Annotated in this window: 21 protein-coding genes and 2 riboswitches; all 21 genes read left to right on the top strand. The window is 36.7% G+C overall.

Annotation, left to right across the window (positions count from 1 at the left end; genetic code table 11):
- The first annotated feature begins 142 nt into the window (after nucleotides 1-142).
- Nucleotides 143-2,527, top strand: coding sequence for a 3-hydroxyacyl-CoA dehydrogenase/enoyl-CoA hydratase family protein (locus P2Q73_RS01050; RefSeq protein WP_481747129.1), 2,385 nt, complete (start codon nucleotides 143-145; stop codon nucleotides 2,525-2,527).
- Between the two features lie 28 nt (nucleotides 2,528-2,555).
- Nucleotides 2,556-3,731: an acetyl-CoA C-acetyltransferase gene (locus tag P2Q73_RS01045; RefSeq protein WP_275782945.1), complete on the top strand. Its 1,176-nt coding sequence runs from the start codon at nucleotides 2,556-2,558 to the stop codon at nucleotides 3,729-3,731.
- Between the two features lie 35 nt (nucleotides 3,732-3,766).
- Nucleotides 3,767-5,548, top strand: coding sequence for an acyl-CoA dehydrogenase family protein (locus P2Q73_RS01040; RefSeq protein WP_275782942.1), 1,782 nt, complete (start codon nucleotides 3,767-3,769; stop codon nucleotides 5,546-5,548).
- Nucleotides 5,549-6,709: 1,161 nt separating this feature from the next.
- Nucleotides 6,710-7,072, top strand: a complete 363-nt coding sequence (locus P2Q73_RS01035; protein WP_275783447.1) for an arsenate reductase family protein — start codon at nucleotides 6,710-6,712, stop codon at nucleotides 7,070-7,072.
- A 72-nt stretch (nucleotides 7,073-7,144) separates the two neighbouring features.
- Nucleotides 7,145-7,525 (top strand): glycine cleavage system protein GcvH, encoded by a 381-nt coding sequence (gene gcvH / locus P2Q73_RS01030; protein ID WP_053588486.1) that lies wholly within the window; start codon nucleotides 7,145-7,147, stop codon nucleotides 7,523-7,525.
- Nucleotides 7,526-7,602: 77 nt separating this feature from the next.
- The gene (locus tag P2Q73_RS01025; RefSeq protein WP_056832755.1) at nucleotides 7,603-7,953 is read left to right on the top strand and encodes a toprim domain-containing protein; all 351 of its coding nucleotides are present in this window, start codon (nucleotides 7,603-7,605) and stop codon (nucleotides 7,951-7,953) included.
- A 10-nt stretch (nucleotides 7,954-7,963) separates the two neighbouring features.
- Nucleotides 7,964-8,284 carry a thioredoxin family protein gene (locus P2Q73_RS01020; RefSeq protein ID WP_053592052.1) on the top strand — a complete coding sequence of 107 codons (321 nt, stop codon included), beginning with the start codon at nucleotides 7,964-7,966 and terminating at the stop codon, nucleotides 8,282-8,284.
- A 37-nt stretch (nucleotides 8,285-8,321) separates the two neighbouring features.
- Nucleotides 8,322-8,431: riboswitch (SAM riboswitch) on the top strand.
- 105 nt (nucleotides 8,432-8,536) lie between these two features.
- Nucleotides 8,537-9,562: a methionine ABC transporter ATP-binding protein gene (locus tag P2Q73_RS01015; RefSeq protein WP_056832757.1), complete on the top strand. Its 1,026-nt coding sequence runs from the start codon at nucleotides 8,537-8,539 to the stop codon at nucleotides 9,560-9,562.
- Nucleotides 9,555-10,223, top strand: coding sequence for a methionine ABC transporter permease (locus P2Q73_RS01010; protein ID WP_053588489.1), 669 nt, complete (start codon nucleotides 9,555-9,557; stop codon nucleotides 10,221-10,223). The genes P2Q73_RS01015 and P2Q73_RS01010 overlap by 8 nt, the downstream gene beginning before the upstream one ends.
- A gap of 64 nt (nucleotides 10,224-10,287) precedes the next feature.
- On the top strand, nucleotides 10,288-11,094 hold the full coding sequence (locus tag P2Q73_RS01005) for a MetQ/NlpA family ABC transporter substrate-binding protein (RefSeq protein WP_275782933.1): 807 nt from the start codon (nucleotides 10,288-10,290) through the stop codon (nucleotides 11,092-11,094).
- 268 nt (nucleotides 11,095-11,362) lie between these two features.
- Complete coding sequence (locus P2Q73_RS20360; protein WP_172794405.1) at nucleotides 11,363-11,518, top strand: YuzK family famiily protein; 156 nt, start codon at nucleotides 11,363-11,365, stop codon at nucleotides 11,516-11,518.
- 296 nt (nucleotides 11,519-11,814) lie between these two features.
- On the top strand, nucleotides 11,815-12,594 hold the full coding sequence (sufC, locus tag P2Q73_RS01000) for a Fe-S cluster assembly ATPase SufC (protein ID WP_053588491.1): 780 nt from the start codon (nucleotides 11,815-11,817) through the stop codon (nucleotides 12,592-12,594).
- Nucleotides 12,595-12,612: 18 nt separating this feature from the next.
- Complete coding sequence (gene sufD / locus P2Q73_RS00995; RefSeq protein WP_053588492.1) at nucleotides 12,613-13,920, top strand: Fe-S cluster assembly protein SufD; 1,308 nt, start codon at nucleotides 12,613-12,615, stop codon at nucleotides 13,918-13,920.
- The gene (locus tag P2Q73_RS00990) at nucleotides 13,920-15,149 is read left to right on the top strand and encodes a cysteine desulfurase (RefSeq protein ID WP_275782928.1); all 1,230 of its coding nucleotides are present in this window, start codon (nucleotides 13,920-13,922) and stop codon (nucleotides 15,147-15,149) included. Before sufD ends, P2Q73_RS00990 begins: the two co-directional genes overlap by 1 nt.
- A complete protein-coding gene (gene sufU, locus P2Q73_RS00985) occupies nucleotides 15,139-15,570 on the top strand; it encodes a Fe-S cluster assembly sulfur transfer protein SufU (protein ID WP_053588494.1) in 432 nt (143 codons plus the stop codon). Before P2Q73_RS00990 ends, sufU begins: the two co-directional genes overlap by 11 nt.
- A gap of 24 nt (nucleotides 15,571-15,594) precedes the next feature.
- Nucleotides 15,595-16,992 carry a Fe-S cluster assembly protein SufB gene (sufB, locus tag P2Q73_RS00980; RefSeq protein ID WP_053588495.1) on the top strand — a complete coding sequence of 466 codons (1,398 nt, stop codon included), beginning with the start codon at nucleotides 15,595-15,597 and terminating at the stop codon, nucleotides 16,990-16,992.
- Between the two features lie 110 nt (nucleotides 16,993-17,102).
- The gene (locus P2Q73_RS00975; protein WP_275782923.1) at nucleotides 17,103-17,954 is read left to right on the top strand and encodes a DUF72 domain-containing protein; all 852 of its coding nucleotides are present in this window, start codon (nucleotides 17,103-17,105) and stop codon (nucleotides 17,952-17,954) included.
- Nucleotides 17,954-18,772, top strand: a complete 819-nt coding sequence (locus P2Q73_RS00970) for a sulfite exporter TauE/SafE family protein (RefSeq protein WP_275782921.1) — start codon at nucleotides 17,954-17,956, stop codon at nucleotides 18,770-18,772. The genes P2Q73_RS00975 and P2Q73_RS00970 overlap by 1 nt, the downstream gene beginning before the upstream one ends.
- Before the next feature lie 18 nt (nucleotides 18,773-18,790).
- Entirely contained in the window at nucleotides 18,791-20,155 is a 1,365-nt protein-coding gene (locus P2Q73_RS00965; protein ID WP_275782919.1) for a bifunctional metallophosphatase/5'-nucleotidase, read from the top strand.
- 48 nt (nucleotides 20,156-20,203) lie between these two features.
- Nucleotides 20,204-20,980, top strand: coding sequence for a sporulation protein YunB (gene yunB, locus P2Q73_RS00960; protein WP_481747128.1), 777 nt, complete (start codon nucleotides 20,204-20,206; stop codon nucleotides 20,978-20,980).
- Between the two features lie 42 nt (nucleotides 20,981-21,022).
- A riboswitch (Lysine riboswitch) is annotated at nucleotides 21,023-21,206 on the top strand.
- 104 nt (nucleotides 21,207-21,310) lie between these two features.
- On the top strand, nucleotides 21,311-22,882 hold the full coding sequence (locus tag P2Q73_RS00955; protein WP_275782917.1) for a Na+/H+ antiporter NhaC family protein: 1,572 nt from the start codon (nucleotides 21,311-21,313) through the stop codon (nucleotides 22,880-22,882).
- Nucleotides 22,883-22,972 lie beyond the last annotated feature (90 nt).

Here is a 22,972-nt window from a genome sequence, read left to right as displayed (position 1 = left end):
AAGAAAATTGCTCTAAACACATCATTTTATTATTGCGAAAATTTAAATATTGTTCTAAACTAATAGATATAGAAATTGCTTCTATTTTTTTTATCTATAAAATGAATGAGCATTCATTCAAGACGAAGGGGAGGCTTTGCACGTGACATATCAAATCAAAAAGGCTGCTGTTTTAGGTTCGGGGGTAATGGGATCTGGAATAGCTGCTCACCTAGCCAATATTGGCATTCCTACATTATTATTAGATATCGTTCCGAACGAAGTAAATAAAGAGGAAGAAGCAAAAGGATGGTCTTTGGAGCATCCTGCAGTTCGGAATCGTTTTGCTCAAACAGCATTACAAAAACTTTTAAAACAAAAACCAGCTCCACTTACTTCTACAAAAAACCTACAGTTAATAACTGCTGGCAACTTAGAAGATGATTTAGAAAAATTAAAAGATGTTGACTGGATTATTGAAGTAGTTGTTGAAAATTTAGAAGTGAAAAAGAACTTATATGAAAAAATAGATGCAGTACGCAAAACGGGAACAATCGTTAGTTCCAACACTTCAGGTATAAGCATAAATGCGATGGTTGATGGGCGTTCGGAAGATTTTGGAAAACATTTCTTAGGAACACATTTTTTCAATCCGCCTCGCTATTTAAAATTATTAGAAGTAATTCCAGCAAAAACTACGGATACAGAAGTAGTGGATTTCATGAAGCAATTTGGCGAAGACATTCTAGGTAAAGGAGTCGTTTTAGCTAAAGACACTCCTAACTTTATTGCAAATCGAATTGGAACATACGGATTACTTGTTTCACTACGGGAGATGCAAGCACGTGGATATTCTGTCGGAGAAGTAGATTCAGTAACTGGTCCTCTGATTGGTCGTCCAAAATCCGCCACTTTCCGTACACTGGACGTTGTTGGACTTGATACGTTTGCACATGTTGCTAAAAATGTATATGACCAAACAACAGGAGAAGAACAAAAGGTATTTGAAATACCAGTATTTATGCAAAAAATGCTTGAAAATAAATGGCTTGGGGCTAAAACAGGTCAAGGTTTCTTCTTAAAAGAAGGAAAAGAAATTAAAGAGTTAAACCCAGAGACACTTGAATATGAAGCGATGAAAAAGCTAAAAACTCCTTCAATGGAAATGGCGAAGCAACAAAAAGGCTTAGCGGCAAAAGTGAAAACGTTAACATATGCAAAAGACCGTACTGGGGAGCTTTTATGGAGTATCTTAAGTCCAACACTTATATACTCTGCTCAGCTACATGGGGAAATTGCAGACGATATCGTATCGATTGACGATGCGATGAAATGGGGATTCGGCTGGCAGCAAGGACCTTTTGAAATATGGGATGCAATAGGTGTGAAGGATTCCGTTGAGAAAATGAAAGCAGAAGGTCATGACATTCCTTCATTCGTTCAATCTTTATTAGACAAAGGTTTGGAATCCTTCTATAAAGAAGACAATGGCGATCTTTTCTACTTCGATGGAACAGAATACAAAGCAGTTCCTTTAAGTGATAAAGTGATTAATCTTAAAAGCTATAAGAAAAAACATGGTGTGATCAAGTCGAATTCAGGAGCTAGCTTAATAGACTTAGGAGACGGAATTGCTCTACTTGAATTTCACTCAAAATCCAATTCAATCGGCTTAGATATTCTTCAAATGATAACCTTTGCAATTGATGAAGTAGAGAAAAACTTCAAAGGGCTTGTGATAGGTAACCAAGGTAAAAACTTCAGTGTAGGTGCAAACCTTGGAATGATTCTTATGGAAGCACAGGACGATAATATTTTTGAATTGGACTTCGTTGTTCGTCAATTCCAAAACGCGATGATGAAAATCAAATACTCTACAAAGCCAGTTGTAGTTGCTCCATTTGGAATGACACTTGGCGGAGGTGCGGAAGCTACTTTACCAGCGGCACATATTCAAGCATCTTCTGAAACTTATATGGGTCTTGTAGAAGCAGGAGTAGGATTGATCCCTGGAGGTGGAGGCAACAAAGAGCTTTACCTTAAACACTTAAGAGGTGTTCCTAATGGTGTTCAAATTGATTACCTAAATATTGCTAGCAAGGTGTTTGAAACGATTGCAATGGCGAAAGTATCGACTTCTGGTGAAGAAGCTCGTGAAAACAACTTCTTGAGTTTTGCAGATGGCATTAGTGTTAACCCTGATCATTTAATCTACGATTCGAAGAAAGCAGCACTAGCTCTGGCAGATGCTGGATATAAAGCGCCAATTCGCGAACAGGTACCTGTTTCAGGTTCTCCTGGATATGCAGCTCTATTATTAGGTGCTGAAGGTATGTTCTTATCCGGATATATCAGTGAGCATGACATGAAAATTGCGAAAAAGCTTGCATACGTCATCGCTGGCGGAGAGGTTCCATACGGTACTTTAGTGGATGAGCAATATCTATTGAACTTAGAGCGTGAAGCTTTCTTAAGTTTAGTTGCAGATCCAAAATCTCAAGCAAGAATGCAACATATGTTAGTGAAAGGCAAACCATTACGCAACTAGACTGCGTTAGGTAAAAGGAGGAGAACTCATGCGTGAAGCAGTTATCGTAGCAGGTGCAAGAACACCCGTCGGAAAAGCGAAAAAAGGGTCATTAGCAACTGTTCGTCCAGATGATTTTGGAGCTTTAGTTGTGAATGAAACATTGAATAGAGCAGGCGGATATGATGGTCCAATAGATGATTTAATTTTAGGCTGTGCAATGCCTGAAGCAGAACAAGGAATGAATGTTGCAAGAAATATTGGTGCACTAGCAGGTCTTCCAGATACAACACCGGCTATTACAGTAAATCGGTTCTGTTCGTCTGGTTTACAATCCATTGCTTATGCAGCAGAACGTATCATGCTAGGTCACTCTGAAGCAATTATTGCCGGAGGGGTAGAGTCGATGAGCATGGTTCCAATGATGGGAAATACGATTCGTCCAAATGCACATTTAGCAGAAACAGCTCCACAATATTATATGGGAATGGGTCACACTGCTGAGCAAGTAGCAAACAAATATGGCGTGAGTCGTGAAGATCAAGATGCTTTTGCAGTACGTTCACATGAACGTGCAGCAGCTGCAATTGCAGCTGGTAAATTTAATGATGATATCGTTCCTGTCGAAGTAGTTAAGCATTATATTGATGAAAACAATAAAGCTCAAATGAAAAAGTTTTTATTTGAAATGGATGAAGGTGTTAGAGAAGGAACAACGGTTGAAACACTTGCAAAATTACGTCCAGCATTTAATGTTCGTGGTTCTGTTACAGCAGGAAATGCTTCTCAAACATCTGATGGTGCGGGTGCAGTTCTAGTTATGGACCGTGAAGTGGCAGAAGCACAAGGGCTAAAACCTCTTGCGAAATTCCGTTCATTCGCAGTTGGCGGTGTTTCACCAGAAGTAATGGGAATCGGACCAATTGTAGCAGTGCCAAAAGCATTAAAGCTAGCGGGTTTATCTGTTGAGGATATTGATATTTGGGAAATTAATGAAGCATTTGCTTCTCAATCGCTTCAAGTAGTTCGTCATTTAGGAATCGACATAGATAAAGTGAATGTGAATGGTGGAGCAATTGCACTCGGACATCCGCTTGGGGCTACTGGTACAATTTTGACTTTAAAAATGATGAGTGAACTAAGACGTCAAGGAAAGCAGTTCGGAGTCGTTACTATGTGTATCGGTGGGGGAATGGGAGCAGCTGGAGTATTTGAACTTTTATAAGCTATCAACTTATCAAACAAAAGGGGAGATTTAACATGACAGAAGTTAAAGATGTGATTAAAGGCGGAGGCTTTTTAGTAGAAGATTTAGAGGCAAGTCGAGTATTTACACCAGAGGACTTTACCGATGAACAAAAAATGATTGCAAAAACAGCTGAAGAATATGTAAAAAATCAAGTGTTACCAGTTGTAGAAAATCTTGAACACCATGAATTCGAGCATTCTGTACGATTATTGAAAGAAGCAGGTGATTTAGGGTTACTTGCTGCTGATATTCCAGAAGAATATGGCGGATTAGGATTAGATAAGATTTCTTCTGCATTAATTGCAGAAAAGATTTCGGTTGCAGGTGGTTTCTCCATCACCCACGGAGCACATGTTGGAATTGGGACATTACCAATCGTTTTATTTGGTAATGAAGAGCAAAAGCAAAAGTATCTACCAAACTCTGCATCTGGAGACAAAATCTCCGCTTATGCACTGACTGAGCCAGGTTCAGGTTCTGATGCTTTAGGAGCAAAAACTACTGCGAAATTGAATGCAGAAGGAACTCACTATATTTTAAATGGTGAAAAACAATGGATTACGAATGCTGGTTTTGCAGATGTATTTGTTGTTTATGCGAAAGTGGATGGAGACAAATTCACAGCATTTATCGTAGAAAAAACTTTCCCAGGCGTTTCAGTGGGAGCAGAAGAAAAGAAAATGGGTATTAAATCTTCGTCTACTCGTACTCTTATTTTACAAGATGCAGAGGTGCCTGTAGAAAACTTACTTGGTGAAATTGGACGCGGGCATGTAATTGCATTCAATATTTTAAATATCGGTCGTTACAAATTAGGGGTAGGTACAGTTGGTGGATCTAAACGTGCTTTAGAGCTTGCAATTTCTTATACCAATCAACGTCAGCAATTCAAAACACCTATTTCTTCCTTTAATTTAACAAAGCAAAAACTTGCTACAATGGCTTCTAAGTTGTATGCAACAGAAAGTTTGATATACAGAACTGTTGGTTACTTTGAAGAACGTATGGGGCAATTAAGTGAAGCAGAACAAAAAGATGGGAAAGCGATTGCTGCTTCTATCGCGGAATATGCCATCGAATGTTCTATTAATAAAGTAGTAGGTTCAGAAGTTCTCGATTATATCGTTGATGAAGCTGTTCAGTTACATGGTGGATATGGCTTTATGCAAGAATACGAAGTAGAGCGTATTTATCGTGACTCTCGTATTAACCGTATTTTCGAGGGTACAAATGAAATTAACCGACTAATCGTTCCTGGTACATTCTTGAAGAAAGCGATGAAAGGTGAGCTTCCGCTACTTCAAAAAGCACAAAGTTTACAAGAAGAGTTACTCATGATGATGCCAGAAGAAGTGAGTGATGCGCCACTAGCACAAGAAAAAGTATTGGTAGCAAATGCGAAGAAAATTGGTTTACTAGCTGCAGGTCTTGCTGCTCAACGCTTTGGTACAAAACTTGAAGCTGAGCAAGAAGTCTTAGTTAATATTGCAAACATTGCTAACAATATATTTGCAATGGAATCAGCGGTACTTCGTACGGAAAAAGCAATCGACCGTGTTGGAGTAGAAAAATCAAATCAAAAATTACTTTATACACAAATCTTCTGCCAGGAAGCATTTGATGAAATCGAAAAAGCAGCAAAAGAAACACTAATTGCATCTGTTGAGGGAGATAACTTACGAATGATGATATCTGCACTTCGTAAACTAACTCGCTATACTCCTTATAATGTGATTGCTAAGAAACGTGAAGCTTCTGTTAAGTTAATTGAGGCTGAAAAATTTGTTGTTTAATTAAATGAAAGAGTCTAATCTCAAAAAGACTGGCTCTAATTGAAGACAAAAGGCAGTTGGAATAGCTTATTCCAACTGCCTTTTAGACTGTAGACAAACCTAATTTTTGGTGCATAGAGTTGTATAATAAATTCGGCAAGGACCACCACTTCGCTTTCCGTGGGCTTGGCTTCAGCCTCCTAGGCCAACAAGATGTTGGTCATGCAATCGTTGCCGCAGGATGCGGCGAACTTAGATTGCCTTCCCCTCAACTGCGGGGTCTTCTGCTCAAGCTGTCCCACAGGAGTCTTCGTGGTGATCCTTGCCTTAAAACCAATTCCCTATAGATATCTGCTATGTTTACTTTAAATCGGAAAAAGCAATTTCTTTAGGAAAATTTATCATTATTCATAACCGTTTTTTAAAATACTTTTGACGTTAAGCTGAAGGTCAGTTGAAATAGCTCGTTCCAACTGTCTTTATCTATTATTAACGAGAATAGTACTCTTATAACCTTACCAAGTTCGATTGGTGGACAAATTGGGTACCAAATGTACACTACTCAATTTTTGGGTTTGGAGAAGCATCCGCTCGACTTCTGTGGGAAGGCGAGCGTTATGGCTCGGAAAACTGATCTTTTCATATATGAAAAATTAAGTTTGTCTACAGTCTGAGCCGAACTAAGTAACGGCTTTTTTTGTTTGCTTTGTTAAATATTACTGTTGTTATTTATTAATACAGATAATGCCATCCTTGAATTATGCATTTGTACTGACCGCATGTATCTGTATAAAGTTTCAAAACGTGATTTTATTTCTCCATATTTTGAAGAAATGAATACGAAACTATATCCGCAGGGGTCATCAGGATGTGCGCCTTACACGCCGCATGAGCGCGAAGAATGAGACTCCGCATAAGGATGTGGGAGTGAGTGAAACGAACGACTCATCCTGCGGTGGCTCATGCGTAGCGTGCGGCAAGCGCACGTCCGAGTGGTTGGCATTTCACTTGACGAACACGTTTTTCTGTTTAGTTGGAAATACTAAAGCTTTAGTTGGAATAAACAGACGTTTAGTTGGAAAAATGCTAACATTAGTTGTAAAACTGGATTCTTTTCGTTACACAAGAACATTGCTTTTGTGCAATAGTATTGTATATGATAAGAAGAAAAAGGTGATTTTAATGACGATTCAATTTTTTGGTTATCCCAAATGTAGCACGTGTAGAAAGGCAAGCAAGTGGCTGAAAGATCATCAAGTGGAATTTGAGGATAATCATATAGTGGAAAACCCACCATCAAAAGAAATGATAAAAGAAATATTAGTAAATACAAATACAGATATAAAGAAGCTCTTTAATACAAGTGGTACTAAATATCGAGAAATGCAATTGAAGGACAAGCTTCCAAATATGACAGAAAAAGAACAAATCGAAACGCTCGTTTCAGATGGAATGCTTATTAAGCGACCAATTGTATATGATGGAGAGCATTTGACGCTAGGTTTTAAAGAAGAAGAGTTTGAACATATTTGGAAAAGCGTATAAAGTTGCTTGTTTTTACAATTGAAATGTGTGAATATTATAGAGGAATGTATATTTTTTTGAGAGGGGTATAACATGAGCACACCTAAAGAATTAAAATACTCAGAAGAGCATGAATGGGTAAAAACAGAAGACGGTAAAGTACGTATTGGAATTACACATTTTGCACAATCAGAACTTGGGGATATCGTGTTTGTCGAGCTTCCACAAGTAGGAGACGATATTAAAGCTGGAGATCCTTTCGGAAGTGTAGAATCAGTTAAAACTGTTTCTGAACTATATGCTCCGATCAGCGGTAAAGTAGTAGAAGTAAACGCTGATTTAGAAGACAGCCCTGAATATGTAAACGAATCTCCGTATGAAAATGCATGGATGATCGTAGTTGAGCCTTCTGACGTAGCAGAAGTGGATGCACTATTATCTGCAGAACAATACGAAGAGTTAATTCAAGAATAATGGATTTAAAAAGGCGCCGGTTATTTACTGGCGCTTTTTCATATACTAGTATATATAATGTGCTGGGAGAGAAGCTAATGGCTAAGGTATTTAGTGAAAAAGTAATTCTTGTAGAAGGTAGATCAGATAAACTGAAACTTTTAACCATTCTTGCTGAAGCAACTGAAATTGTTTGTACGAATGGCACTATTTCTAATGTTAAATTAGAAGAAATCTTAAGTCCTTTAGAAGAATTGCCCATATATGCTTTTTTAGACTCCGATAAATCAGGAGAACAAATACGATCGGTAGTTAGAAAGGTATATCCAGAAGCAATTCATCTATATACGAATCCTGTATATGGTGAAGTTGCAAATACCCCGCTTGATGTTTTGGCTTCTATCTTACAACGTGCTAAGATTAAGGTGAAAAAAGAATTTTTAACATAGGATGATGTTTGTGAATGAATGGTCTCGAGAGGAATGGGAGCAAGCTAAAAATGCTCCTAGTCTTTCTCTTTTATATATTTACACCCCAATGTGTGGGACATGCCAAGTTGCCTCTAAAATGATGAAGGTACTTAAAGAAATTGTACAGTTTCCAGTTGGACAGGCAAATATAAATTATATGAAAGATTTAGCGATGGATTATGAAATTGAAAGTGTGCCATGTCTTTTAATTGCAAAAGAAGGAATTGTTTATAAAAAGGTTTATGCTTTCCAATCAATTCCTTATCTTTTAGATGTTATAAAAAGTGTTGACGACACCGAATTATCATGATAGAATTCGATTTATTGATAACAATTGAATAGTGTCGCTCTTATTAAGAGAGGTGGAGGGAAGTGCCCGATGAAACCCAGCAACCGTCATGTAAATGAAATGGTGCCAAATCACTCAAAGCGTAAAAAATGCTTTGGAAAATGAGAGAATGGATGACTGTTATTTTGAATGATAACATACACCCCTTCTGCTCTTTTGCAGAAGGGGTTTTTTGATAGTAATAGTACTATCTATACAGGAGGGAAGATTTACGTGATTAGCTTGAAAGATATTTCAAAAAAGTTTAGTACGAAGCAAGGTACCATTGTAGCTGTTGATAATGTAAATCTTACAATTAAGCAAGGTGAGATTTTTGGAATTATTGGATATAGTGGTGCAGGAAAAAGTACTTTAATCAGATTGTTGAATGGATTAGAAAAGCCGACTTCAGGGCAAATTGTTGTAAATGATAAAGAAATTACATCAATTTCAGAAGGTAAGCTTCGACAAGTAAGACATAAAGTAAGCATGATTTTTCAGCATTTCAATCTTTTGTGGTCAAGAACTGTTGCAGAAAACATAGCTTTTCCTTTGGAAATCGCAGGAGTACCTAAAGAACAAAGAGCTACTCGTGTAAAAGAATTGATTGAGTTAGTAGGTTTAGAAGGCCGAGGAGATTATTATCCTTCTCAATTATCCGGTGGCCAAAAGCAACGGGTAGGAATTGCTCGAGCATTAGCAAACCGCCCAGAAGTGTTGCTTTGTGATGAAGCTACATCTGCACTTGACCCAGAAACAACGGATTCCATATTAGATTTACTGATTAGTATTAACGAAAGATTAGGTTTGACCATTGTACTAATTACGCATGAAATGCAGGTTATTCAAAAGATTTGTAATCGAGTAGCAGTAATGGAGAACGGACATGTGGTAGAGGAAGGGGACGTGCTGGAAGTTTTCCAAAATCCCCAACAGCCCATAACAAAGAGATTTGTTACGCAAGTTTCTGAAAATAATCAATCTCAGCAGACGATTCAAAATTTACAAGAACTATATCCAAATGGCAAACTCATCAAGCTGGTTTTTGTTGGAGACCAAACGGAACAGCCAATTCTATCTAGACTCATTAAACAATTTGATTTGGAATTGAATATAGTTCAAGGAAATATTACACATACGAAAAGTGGAGCTTATGGAACATTGATTCTTCAGATTGACGGTGATGCATCGGCAATCGATAAAGCAATTCTATTTATTCACGAACAAAAAGTACACACAGAGGTGATCAACAATGATTAATACTTTATTTCCAAATGTTGATTGGCCAAAAATGTGGGAAGCGACAATGGAAACTCTTTATATGACTGCAGTTTCTACTTTATTAACATTTGTATTTGGTCTTGCACTAGGATTACTTTTGTTTTTAACAAGTCCGCATCAAGCATGGGCCAATAAACTAACAAATTGGTTGACGGGAGCATTTACTAATATCTTTCGATCGATACCATTTATTATTTTAATCATATTGCTTATTCCATTTACGAAATTACTTTTAGGTACTATTCGTGGACCAAATGCTGCGTTTCCAGCTCTTGTTATTGGAGCTGCTCCATTTTATGCACGAATGGTTTTAATTGGATTAAGAGAAATAGATAAAGGTGTGCTTGAAGCAGCTAAATCGATGGGGGCTAAAACTTCTACTATTATATGGAAGGTTTTATTACCAGAATCGATGCCAGCATTAGTCTCTGGTATTACAGTTACTTGTATATCACTAGTTGGATATACGGCAATGGCGGGAATTATTGGTGCAGGCGGCTTAGGTACGTTAGCATTCTTAGATGGGTTCCAACGCAGTAGAGAAGATGTAACGCTTGTTGCAACCATTTTAATACTCATTGTAGTATTTATTATTCAATGGATTGGCGACGCGATAACAACAAAGATAGACAAGAGATAACTGGTGTTAACGAGATAACTCGATCACATATAAAATTGGGGAATTAGAGAAGGAGAGAAATTAGATGAAAAAGTTTTTAGCAGGAGCATTATTATCCGTTAGTGCATTAACACTAGCTGCTTGTGGTGGAGAAGAAGAAAGCAGTAAATTAGTAGTAGGAGCTTCAAACGTTCCTCATGCTGAGATATTAGAACAAGCTAAACCATTATTAGAAGAACAAGGTATTGAACTTACTATCGAAACTTACCAAGACTATGTTTTACCAAACCAAGATTTAGATTCAGGAGACTTGGATGCTAACTTCTTCCAACACATCCCTTATTTTGAAGGACAAAAAGAAGAATTTGGATACGATTTTGAAAATGCAGGTGGAATCCATATTGAGCCAATCGGTTTATATTCTAAAAAATATGGTTCTATTGAAGAATTACCAGAAGGTGCAACGATCTTAATGAGTAACTCTGTTGCAGACCATGGTCGTGTATTAGCAATGTTAGAGGCTCAAGGTTTAATCAAATTAGCTGAAGGTGTTGATAAAACAGCAGCTGAATTAACGGATATTGTAGAGAATCCAAAAAATCTTGAATTTGACGCTAACTATGAAGCTGCATTATTAGTGCAACTGTATGAAAATGAAGAAGGCGATGCAGTACTAATCAATTCAAACTATGCATTAGACGCTGGACTTAACCCGATGGAAGATTCTATTGCTATTGAAGACTCTGAATCACCATATGTAAACATCATTGCAGTTAAAGCTGGCGATGAAGATAAAAAAGAAATCAAAGCTCTAGTAGACGTTTTACACTCTAAAGAAATCCAAGATTTCATCGTTGAAGAGTGGGGCGGATCTGTAGTTCCAGTAAAATAATTTAGAACGTAGCAGGCACTTTAAGTGTCTGCTTTTTTTATTGTAGAGAAATTATTAGTAAATATGAAAAGTTATTTCTGACCGGATAGAAGCGTTTTGTGACCGTATATATCCTTGTGATGGAGAACTGGCAATAATAGTAAATAAGTTTTCTGAAGAAAAAAATGTTTGAAGGTGTGTTATCATGGGTATGTAAGTATTGTAAGTTTTAAAAAATCGAAAGGAATGATTCATTATCAATTTAGAAGAGTTGCCCTACACAGAACAAATGGACCACGCGTTTAGAGGAGTTCACGGTTTCGGATATACCGAATTACGAAATAGTCAGGATTTACGACTGATGGTTGAACAACGTAGACAGCGAGATCATGAGAAAAGTGTCCAACTAGTCGCGAAAATTGATGCTCAATCTTTTCGAGGTTAATAAAAGATAATAAAAATCCATGGAGAAACTTATTCTCCATGGATTTTTTGGTTAAACACTATATTCATAGTGAAATCCATTCTCATTTGGAACAGCTTATTGAAAATTAGCATAGAATAGTACTTTGTATGAATTTGCATAGATAAGAAAGTAAAATACAAGAAATACAATAGTTTTATAAACCTAAAAAGAAAGTATTTCAAAAGATTTGCATGGCAATAGACTTTGGGTTAAGATTAGAATGATAATAAATTAGAATGGTAAACCATTCGAAGTTACTTAATGGAGGTTATTACATGTCAACTTTAGTAATTAAGGATTTACACGTTGCTATAGACGGTAAAGAGATATTAAAGGGTGTTAATTTAACTATTAATACAAACGAAATTCACGCAGTTATGGGTCCAAACGGTACTGGTAAGTCTACTTTAGCATCTGCTATTATGGGCCATCCTAAATATGAAGTAACTTCAGGTTCAATTGAATTGGACGGGGAAGATGTATTAGAAATGGAAGTAGACGAACGTGCTCAAGCTGGTTTGTTTTTAGCTATGCAATATCCAAGTGAAATTACTGGAGTAACTAATGCCGATTTCTTACGTTCTGCTATCAATTCACGTCGTGAAGAAGGCGATGAAATTTCATTAATGAAATTCATTCGTGAATTGGACAGCAAAATGGAATTTTTAGAAATGGATTTAGATATGGCTCAACGTTATTTAAATGAAGGATTCTCTGGTGGGGAGAAAAAACGTAATGAAATTCTTCAATTAATGATGTTAAAACCAAAATTTGCTATCTTAGATGAGATTGACTCTGGTCTAGATATCGATGCACTTAAAGTTGTTTCAAAAGGAATTAACGAGATGCGTGGAGAAGGTTTCGGAAGTCTAGTGATCACTCACTACCAACGTCTTCTTAACTACATTACTCCTGACCATGTACACGTTATGATGCAAGGTCGTGTAGTTAAATCTGGTGGTCCTGAGCTTGCACAAAAACTTGAAGCACAAGGATATGACTGGATTAAAGAAGAGTTAGGAATTGAAGACGAGACAGTTGGACAAGAAGCATAAGAAAGGGGACGAATCAGCATGACGGTTGAAACAAAATTGGCATTAACCGAGCAGGATATCCGCTCCTTTTCAGAAAGTAAACAAGAGCCAAGCTGGATGACAGATATTCGTCTAACAGCTTTTGGTGAGCTTGAATCACTTCCAATGCCAAAGCCAGATAAAACAAAAATCGATAACTGGAATTTCATTGAATTCCCTACACATACTGTAGAGAGCAATGTTTTCACTTCTTTAGATGAATTACCGGAAGAAGTGAAAGTACTTGTTAATACAGAAGAGCAAAAAAATATTTATATTCAACATAATAATACGCCAGCTTTTGTTTCATTATCGGATGAACTAAAAGAAAAAGGTGTTATTTTAACAGACATTTTTACAGCAATCCGTGAAAATGCCGACCTAGTTCAAAAGTATTTTATGACAGATGGCGTAAAAGTAAATGAGCATAAACTCACAGCACTACATGCAGCACTTTTAAATGGTGGAGTATTCGTATACGTACCTAAAAATGTTGTGGTAGAAGAACCGATTCAAGTAATTTATTTACACGATAATAATACAGCATCTCTTTTCAACCATACGTTATTAGTTGCAGATGAAAATAGTGTTGTCACTTACGTAGAAAATTATCTATCGACTGTTGAACATACAAATGGCTTAGCTAACATTGTTTCAGAAGTTATTGCAAAGGATAATGCAAAAGTAACTTTTGGTACAGTGGATGTTCTTGCAGAAGGATTCACTACGTATGTAAACCGTCGTGGTGTCACTAGCCGTGATGCTGTTCTTGAATGGGCACTAGGTATGATGAATGATGGCGATACGATTTCCGAGAGCGTAACTCATTTAGTTGGGGATAACTCGCAAGGTCGTGTTAAAATGGTTGTTGTAGGTCGTGGGAAACAAAAACAAAACTTCACAACAAAAGTTATTCATTGGGGAAAACATTCGGATGGACATATCTTAAAACACGGTGTTATGAAAGATGAGGCATCATCTATTTTTAATGGAATTGGGAAAATTGAATATGGTGCTACAAAATCCAATGCAGTTCAAGAATCTCGTGTACTCATGTTAAGTGAAAAAGCACGTGGAGATGCCAACCCAATTCTATTGATCGACGAAGATGATGTAACAGCAGGTCACGCAGCTTCTGTTGGCCGAGTAGACCCACTTCAGTTGTACTATTTAATGAGCCGTGGTATTTCTAAACACGAAGCAGAGCGTCTAGTTATTCATGGATTCCTTGCTCCAGTAGTAAATGAATTACCTATCGAAGGCGTAAAGAAACAGCTGACGGAGGTTATTGAAAGGAAAGTTCGCTAATGCTCAGCAAAGAGATTCGAAGCTATTTTCCCATATTAAATCAAGAAATCAATGGTCATCCACTTGTCTATCTAGACAGTGGTGCCACTTCACAGAAGCCAGTGCAAGTTATTGAAGCGATTAAAAAGTATTATGAATACGAAAACTCAAATGTTCACCGTGGTGTGCATACATTAGGGAATCGTGCCACAGAAAGTTACGAAGGTGCACGAGAAAAAGTTCGAAATTTCATTAATGCTAAATCTACAAAAGAAATAATATTTACTCGTGGTACAACAACATCTATTAACACAGTTGCTAGAAGCTATGGCTTAGCAAATGTGAAAGAGGGCGATGAAATTGTCATCACGCATATGGAACACCATTCAAATATTATTCCTTGGCAACAACTTGCTAAAGATACAGGGGCATCATTAAAATACATCGATTTAGAAGCAGATGGAACATTATCATTAGAAAATGTCCGTGCTACTATCACAGATAAAACAAAAATCGTATCCATCGTATACGTTTCGAACGTTTTAGGTACGATGAATCCAATAAAAGAAATTACTGAAATAGCACATGAACATGGTGCTATAATGGTCGTAGACGGTGCTCAAGCCGCTCCACATTTAAAGCTAGATGTTCAAAATTTGGATTGTGATTTTCTTGCATTTTCAGGTCATAAAATGTGTGGTCCGACAGGTATCGGGGTACTTTATGGTAAGCAGGAATTACTTGAAAAAATGGAACCTGTTGAATTTGGTGGAGAAATGATTGACTTTGTAGGACTATACGAGTCTACATGGAAAGAGCTACCTTGGAAATTCGAAGGTGGAACACCGATCATTGCTGGAGCGATTGGTCTAGCAGCTGCGATTGATTTCCTTGAGGAAATAGGGCTAGATGAGATTGAAAAACACGAGCATGAACTTGCCTCTTACGCCATGGATAAAATGCTTACAATAGAAGGCTTGACTATTTATGGACCAAACGATCCGTCTAAGCGAGCTGGAATTGTAACATTCAACTTAGATGATGTGCATCCACATGATGTTGCAACCGTACTTGATATGAGCGGTATTGCTGTTCGTGCAGGTCATCATTGTGCACAACCATTGATGAAATGGTTACAATGTACGGCTACTGCAAGAGCAAGTTTTTATCTTTATAACACAGAAGAAGATATTGACCGTTTAGTTGCTGGATTGCGCACTGCAAAGGAGTATTTTAACGATGTCTTCTAATTTAGATCAATTATATCGTCGAGTAATAATGGACCATTATAAAAATCCTCGTAATAAAGGAAGTATCGAGGAAGGTGCTCTTACAATTGACATGAATAACCCAACTTGTGGAGATCGCATTCATCTGACACTTCAAGTGGAAGATGGAATTATCCAAAACGCAAAGTTTGATGGGGAAGGTTGTTCTATTTCAATGGCTTCTGCTTCCATGATGACACAAGCAGTAAAAGGGAAAAAAGTCGAAGAAGCCTTAAAACTTTCTACTACTTTTTCAGAGATGATGCTAGGAAAAGACTATGATGATTCCATTGACTTGGATGATATTGAAGCATTACATGGTGTATCTAAGTTTCCTGCGCGTATTAAATGTGCAACACTTGCATGGAAGGCTATGGAGAAAGGCGTTTCTGAAGAAAAATAATAATTGGAGAACGGAGGAAATACGATGGCAAAACAAATGCCTGAAATTGGTGATTACAAATATGGTTTCCACGATAAAGACGTATCCATTTTCCGTTCAAAACGTGGTTTAACGAAGGATATTGTAGAAGAAATATCTCGTATGAAAAATGAACCACAATGGATGTTAGATTATCGTTTGAAAGCGTTAGAAATCTTTTATTCTAAACCAATGCCTCAATGGGGTGGAGATTTAGGATCTTTAAACTTCGATGAAATTACTTACTATGTAAAACCATCTGAAGCAACTCAAAAATCATGGGATGAAGTACCAGAGGAAATCAAAGCAACATTTGATAAACTTGGTATTCCAGAAGCAGAACAAAAGTACCTTGCAGGTGTTTCTGCACAGTATGAATCAGAGGTTGTTTACCATAACATGAAGGAAGAGCTAGAGGATTTAGGTATTGTATTTAAAGATACAGACTCTGCTCTTCGTGAAAATGAAGACATCTTTAAAAAATACTGGGGAACTGTAATTCCTTCAACGGACAACAAATTTTCTGCCCTGAACTCTGCAGTTTGGTCAGGTGGATCATTTATCTATGTACCACCAGGCGTTAAAGTGGATACTCCTCTACAAGCATACTTCCGTATTAACTCTGAAAATATGGGGCAATTCGAACGTACGCTTATAATTGTAGATGAAGGTGCATCTGTTCACTACGTAGAAGGATGTACAGCTCCTGTTTATACAACAAACTCACTTCATAGTGCGGTTGTTGAAATTATTATCAAAAAAGATGCTTATTGCCGTTATACAACAATCCAAAACTGGGCAAACAACGTTTACAACTTAGTTACTAAACGTGCAGTTTGTGAAGCTAACGCTACAATGGAATGGATTGATGGAAATATCGGTTCTAAGTTAACAATGAAATACCCAGCTGTTATCCTAAAAGGAGAAGGCGCACGTGGTTTGACTCTTTCTATTGCAATTGCTGGTAAAGGTCAACATCAAGACGCTGGTGCTAAAATGCTTCACTTGGCTCCGAATACCTCTTCTACAATTGTTTCAAAATCTATTTCGAAACAAGGCGGGAAAGTAACGTATCGTGGACAAGTTCATTTTGGTCGCAAAGCAACTGGTGCTCGTTCTAACATTGAATGTGATACATTGATCATGGATAACCAATCTACTTCAGATACAATTCCATACAATGAAATCCTGAATGATAATATTTCTCTTGAACATGAAGCGAAAGTTTCGAAAGTTTCTGAAGAGCAATTGTTCTACTTGATGAGTCGTGGATTAAGTGAAGAAGAAGCAACAGAAATGATCGTAATGGGCTTCATCGAACCATTTACAAAAGAACTTCCAATGGAATATGCGGTTGAGATGAACCGTTTAATCAAGTTCGAAATGGAAGGTTCTATCGGTTAATACCTACATTTAAATGAAGGCAGCAGGGTTGAGTAAAATGAACCTCTGCTGTCTTTTTTAATTTAGCTCTAACATGTAGTTAATGATATGATAAATAGTGGGGTGAATGCATGATAAAAATTGGTTTGACAGGATGGGGAGATCACACAGATTTATATTTATCTTCTCCGAAAGAAAAATTACAAGATTATAGTGCCCATTTTCCAGTAGTTGAATTGGATTCATCTTTTTATGCAATACCTTCCTATAGGAACGTTGAAAAGTGGATAAGGGAAACTCCAAATAGCTTTCAATTTATCGTAAAGGCATATCAAGGTATTACAGGTCATCTTAGAGGGGAATCTCCTTTTGATTCACTAGAGGATATGTTTGATCGGTATCGGGAGTCCATTCAACCTTTCAAGGAAAGTGGAAAGCTGTCTATGGTTTTAGTTCAATTCCCTCCATGGTTTCAATGTAAAAAAGAAAATGTTGATTATTTATATAAAGTGAGAGCAGAGCTAAAAGATTTTGAGGTAGCAATCGAGTTTCGTCATCAATCGTGGTATACGCATGCTATTAAAGATCAGACTATTCAGTTTCTAAAAGATAACCATTTTCATCATACGATCTGTGATGAGCCACAAGTAGGGGAAGGGTGTGTCCCTTTAATTCCTATTTGCACTTCAGAAAAAGTACTTGTGAGACTCCATGGGAGAAATACATATGGATGGATAAATCCAGGGGATAGTGAAAAATGGCGAGAAGTACGTTATTTATATGATTATAATAAAGAAGAACTTTTTGACATTCAAAAGATTTGCGAGGAATTACATACTAACACAAAAGAAGTAGTGGTATTATTTAATAATAATTCTGGTGGGCATGCAGCAAAAAATGCAAAAACCTTTCAACAGATGCTTGGAATAGAATTTGAAGGTTTAGCTCCAAAACAATTAGATTTATTTGATGGAGGGATATAATGGAGTGGATTATACTAGTTTTAGCTGGTCTTTTCTCCGGAATAGTTGGAGCATTAGTAGGTTTAGGTGGCGGAGTAATTTTAGTGCCAGCTGTATTATTTTTTGGAACGACTCTTGCTTTAATACCTAATATCACACCTCAAAGTGTGGTTGGCCTATCTGTGATTATGATGATTTTCACTGGTCTATCGTCCACACTTTCTTACATGAAAACGAAGACGGTTGATTTTAAAAGCGGATTTATATTTTTTATAGGAAGTATTCCAGGGACGATTTTAGGAGCATGGGTAAATAAAGGGTTAGATTTACCATCCTTTAATTTATATTTTGGTATTTTACTTATTATTCTATCAACCCTTCTGCTTGTAAGAGATCGATTAAAACCAGTTAAGTGGTTTGTTGAAAATGGTAGCACAAAGACATTCACAGATGATAAAGATACATATGTTTATGGATATCCAATTTGGTTTGCCATCCTGTTAACATTTGGTGTAGGATTCGCATCTGGATTATTTGGAATTGGTGGAGGGTCCATCATTGTTCCTGCTATGATCCTTTTATTTTTATTTCCACCACATGTGGCAGTGGCTACGTCTATGTTTATGGTATTTTTATCTTCCATCATCAATTCTATAACGCATATCTCCCTTGGAAATGTGCCGTGGCTTTATACGATACCAGTTATTCCTGCAGCTTATATTGGCGCGAAATTGGGTGCCAGATTAAATAAAAAACTTAATTCGGATACGCTTGTCGTTGCTTTGCGAATTATTTTGCTATTATTAGGAGTTCGATCCATTATAGCTGGTCTTATGTAAAATCAAAAAGGTGGGTTTATGTTGAGAGAAACTATTCATATTTATCATACAAATGATTTGCATAGTCATTTAGAAAACTGGCCGACTATACATCAGTTTCTCTCCGATAGACAAAAAATGCATGAAGGACATGATTCATATCTCATTTTAGATATTGGTGACCATATTGATCGATCTAATACCTTTACTGAAGGTACTTTGGGAAGAGGAAATGTAGATTTACTAAATGAAGCTGGTTATGATTATGTCACCATTGGAAATAATGAAGGTATTACTCTTAGTCATGAAGAATTAGACAGTATGTATGCTAATGCAAATTTTGAAGTGGTTGTTTCGAACTTTACAGATCAAAATGGCATCATTCCATCATGGATACTCCCATATAAAATTCACAAAACTGCCTCTGGAATTCATATTGGAGTTGTAGCTGCTACAGCAGACTTTGGAATTTATTATGAAAAGTTAGGTTGGCATATTCAGCATCCGATCAATCGACTAAAAGAAGTTTGTGAAGAAATACGGCATAAAGTAGATATCATTCTATGTATGTCACACCTTGGTATGTCCCAAGACGAAATAATTACAGAGGAAATACCGCAAATTGATGTAATTTTTGGCGCTCACACACATCATTTTTTTGATGAGGGAAAAATGCTGAATGGTACGCTGCAGGCCGCTGCTGGCAAGTATGGAGCCTTTGTAGGGAAAGTTACAATAGAATTTGACCATAACCTTAGGGAAGTTACTTCTAAAAAAGCTGTTCTTTATCCAATAGAAACGCTGCAAATCCCTGAGAATAATGCGGAACAATTAGAAACTTGGGAGCATATTGGAAAAAGCAAACTAGCTTACCCACTTTTTGCGAATCAAACATTATTAAAGAAAGATTGGTTCCATTCATCAAGTATGTCTGATTTCTTTGCTAATGCATTACTAGCTTTTACAGGAGCTGATTGTGCCATGTTCCCAGCAGGCATTTTCTTAACCGATTTACAAAAAGGGATTGTTACTGCTGGTGATTTGCATAGACTTCTTCCTCATCCCATTAATCCATGTGTTGTAAGTTTAACTGGAGCAGAATTGATGGAAACCGTTGAGTTATCCAAAAATGAAAAGTGGCCCCTTCTTGAAGTAAAAGGTTTAGGATTCAGAGGGAAATATTTGGGTGCTATGCAATTTAACCAACTATACGAGGATGAAGCAGGCGATGTATACGTAAAAGGAGAACTCGTTAAACTTGAAAAAACCTATTATCTTGCAACACTAGATATGTTCACGTTTGGCTATTTCTTTCCAGCCTTTAAATTTGCGACGAAGCAGTATTTTATGCCTGAATTCATACGGGACGTGTTAAAGTGGTACGGTCAAAAAAATGAAATATAGTCATTTAAAATCCTCCAGTTACATATAAATAACTAGGGGGATTTTTTTTTGTTGTTCTATCGTAAAAAGAAAAGAATCAAGTTTTTAAATATGCAGCGTAAATTAGCCATTTTTCTAGCTTGCTTTATCCTTTCTGTAGCGGGTTTGTTTTATTGGATCAATGCTCGCTTAACTCCAACTTATCTGCAATATGCAGAGGTACAAACGAACAAAATTGCTTCCATGGTGATAAGTAAAGCGATTAACACTAGAATTGCTAATGTGTTAGATGTAAATGACATTATTGAGCATGTTCCATCCGAAAGTGCTAATAATATGGTGACGACAAAATTTAACACGGAAATTATTAATCGAGTTTTGTCTGATACCCAAAGTTTAGTGCAATCTCATTTAGAGCAAGCAGAAAAGGGTAATCTATCAAGCTTACCTTATTTAGATGATATTGAGTATGATAAACAAACAATGGAAGATCAAGGTGGGGTCGTATTTTTTGTACCAATGGGGCAGGCAGCTAATATACCTCTAATCGGAAACTTAGGTCCAAAGATTCCCATTCGATTTCATGTAATTGGAAACGTTCAATCAACTGTTGAACAAAGTATTGATGAGTTTGGAATAAACAATGCCTTTGTAGAGATAAGTATTCTATTAAAAGTAAACGTCCAAATAATTGTTCCACTTGCTAGTAAGATGAGTACGGTCGAACAAAGGATTCCGGTCGCAATGGGTTTAATTCAAGGTCAAGTTCCACAAATTTATACAAAAGGGGAAGGTGGAAACCCTCCTTCTGTCGAAGTACCAATAAATCTACCAAAACAAGAATGATTGCAAGAGCTTACTTTTGATGTTAAAGTAATAGATGCAAAATGAATAGGTAGAGGCTGCATTGCTTAATAGTACTATACGTGAGGATGACAACGTAGATCGTTTAGGAAAGGAAGCAATGCCGAAATTAAATGTTTATGTCCTATAACATTTAGTTGGGGTTATTTTAAAGAGGAATAACACTGCCATTTATATGGAATCATATTAATGGTGAGCTACAGAGTATGAATGAAAGTGTAATCTTGAATTCTATAGTAGAGGCCAGCCATTCTTTTTGGTTGGCCTTTTTTTTACTGTTCTGTGCCTCCGCCTGAAAAGGAGGAAACTATTTTGGAAAGTACTATATTTTCTTTACTACCACCATTATTAGCAATCATTATGGTTCTTGTAACGAAAAGAGTTTTATTATCACTCGGAGTTGGTATTGTATCTGCCTCTCTTTTAGTAGAAGGCTTTGACCCGGTAGATTCTTTACTATTGCTATGGGAATCATTTAAAGTATCTTTTTGGGATGAAGGTTTAAACACATCTAATATTTACATTTTATTGTTTATCTTATTTTTAGGTATTATTACTGCTTTAGTTGGTTTGTCTGGTGGAAGCACAGCTTTTGCGGCTTGGGCTGTTAAACGAATCAAAACTAGAAGAGGCTCCAAATTACTGACAGCGTTTCTAGGAATAATTATCTTTGTAGATGACTATTTTAATGCCTTAGCAGTTGGCCAAATTGCTAGACCTATCACAGATAGTCATCGCGTTTCACGAGCAAAATTAGCTTATTTTATTGATTCTACATCTGCCCCAGTGTGTGTAATAGCGCCCGTCTCAAGTTGGGGAGCATTTTTAATAAGCCAATTGGGTGTTATTTTTGCAACTCATGCGGTTACTTCCTATACACCTCTTGAAGCTTTTATGTTAATGGCTCCTATGAACTTTTATGTTATTGCTACCCTTGCCATCGTTTTCTTTATGGCGTGGACTGACTTTGATCTAATGCCAATGAGGAAGCATGAAAAGATTGCAAAAGAAACAGGGAAGTTATTCGACACAAGTAAACCTAATCCAGGTGAGCTACAAGGTAATTTTCCAGAAAACAAATATGGAGAAGTTAAGGACTTGGTATTACCAATAATTACATTAATTGTGATAACACTAGTATCTATGTTTTGGACAGGTTATCAAAACTCAAATCAAGAACTCAATATATTTGTAATTTTTGAAAATACGGATGTTCCTTTTTCTTTATTTATTAGTGGACTATTAGCTACAATACTCGCTGTATTGTTATACTTACGTCAGCTAAAATATAATCCAACAGCAAAGATTAATTTTATTTGGAAAGCTTTAGTTACTGGAATAAGTTCCATGTTACCAGCAATTTTCATCTTAATATTTGCATGGTCATTATCATTTTTAATCGAATCTATTGGAACTGGCCAATATTTAGCCAACTTAGTTGCTGAAAACAATATACCGGTTGGAGTAATTCCAGTCTTACTATTTGTCCTAACAGCGATCATGGCTTTTGCAACAGGTTCATCATGGGGTTCTTTCGGAATATTACTCCCTATTGGTGCTAGCATTATCATGGAAATAGAACCCGAGCTATTGCTTCCTGTATTGTCTGCTGTTTTAGCAGGAGCGGTTTTTGGTGATCATTGTTCACCAATCTCCGATACAACAATAATGTCAGCAACAGGGGCTGGTGTAAATGTTATAGATCATGTCATGACACAATTGCCATATGCCATAATTAGCGCAGTAATAGCTGCTTTCGGTTATTTAATATTAGGTTTAACTGGATCTGTTATTATAGGATTCGTATCGGTTGTATTGATCCTAATCATCTTGTTTTTAGTGTGGAATTTTAAATCAAAAAAAGAAGACTTTAAACAGGGCTAAAACTAGCTCTGTTTTTTTATAAGCATGCGTTAAACTAGGAATGAGAAGGTTGTTTGAATTAAAATAATATGTTACATTGACAACAGTGTA

This window comes from Bacillus sp. Cr_A10 (assembly GCF_029222665.1).
GTDB lineage: Bacteria > Bacillota > Bacilli > Bacillales_A > Planococcaceae > Psychrobacillus.
This window is presented reverse-complemented; position numbering and strand designations above follow the sequence as displayed.

What these genes read in the sequence shown, in the direction of transcription:
- sufD (WP_053588492.1), top strand. Translation starts at nt 12,613, where the DNA reads ATGACGGTTGAAACAAAATTGGCATTAACCGAGCAGGATATCCGCTCC.
- sufC (WP_053588491.1), top strand. Translation starts at nt 11,815, where the DNA reads ATGTCAACTTTAGTAATTAAGGATTTACACGTTGCTATAGACGGTAAA.
- gcvH (WP_053588486.1), top strand. Translation starts at nt 7,145, where the DNA reads ATGAGCACACCTAAAGAATTAAAATACTCAGAAGAGCATGAATGGGTA.
- P2Q73_RS00970 (WP_275782921.1), top strand. Translation starts at nt 17,954, where the DNA reads ATGGAGTGGATTATACTAGTTTTAGCTGGTCTTTTCTCCGGAATAGTT.
- P2Q73_RS00965 (WP_275782919.1), top strand. Translation starts at nt 18,791, where the DNA reads ATGTTGAGAGAAACTATTCATATTTATCATACAAATGATTTGCATAGT.
- P2Q73_RS01045 (WP_275782945.1), top strand. Translation starts at nt 2,556, where the DNA reads ATGCGTGAAGCAGTTATCGTAGCAGGTGCAAGAACACCCGTCGGAAAA.
- P2Q73_RS01025 (WP_056832755.1), top strand. Translation starts at nt 7,603, where the DNA reads ATGGCTAAGGTATTTAGTGAAAAAGTAATTCTTGTAGAAGGTAGATCA.
- P2Q73_RS00990 (WP_275782928.1), top strand. Translation starts at nt 13,920, where the DNA reads ATGCTCAGCAAAGAGATTCGAAGCTATTTTCCCATATTAAATCAAGAA.
- P2Q73_RS01005 (WP_275782933.1), top strand. Translation starts at nt 10,288, where the DNA reads ATGAAAAAGTTTTTAGCAGGAGCATTATTATCCGTTAGTGCATTAACA.
- P2Q73_RS00975 (WP_275782923.1), top strand. Translation starts at nt 17,103, where the DNA reads ATGATAAAAATTGGTTTGACAGGATGGGGAGATCACACAGATTTATAT.
- P2Q73_RS20360 (WP_172794405.1), top strand. Translation starts at nt 11,363, where the DNA reads ATGGACCACGCGTTTAGAGGAGTTCACGGTTTCGGATATACCGAATTA.
- P2Q73_RS01035 (WP_275783447.1), top strand. Translation starts at nt 6,710, where the DNA reads ATGACGATTCAATTTTTTGGTTATCCCAAATGTAGCACGTGTAGAAAG.
- P2Q73_RS01040 (WP_275782942.1), top strand. Translation starts at nt 3,767, where the DNA reads ATGACAGAAGTTAAAGATGTGATTAAAGGCGGAGGCTTTTTAGTAGAA.
- sufB (WP_053588495.1), top strand. Translation starts at nt 15,595, where the DNA reads ATGGCAAAACAAATGCCTGAAATTGGTGATTACAAATATGGTTTCCAC.
- sufU (WP_053588494.1), top strand. Translation starts at nt 15,139, where the DNA reads ATGTCTTCTAATTTAGATCAATTATATCGTCGAGTAATAATGGACCAT.
- P2Q73_RS01010 (WP_053588489.1), top strand. Translation starts at nt 9,555, where the DNA reads ATGATTAATACTTTATTTCCAAATGTTGATTGGCCAAAAATGTGGGAA.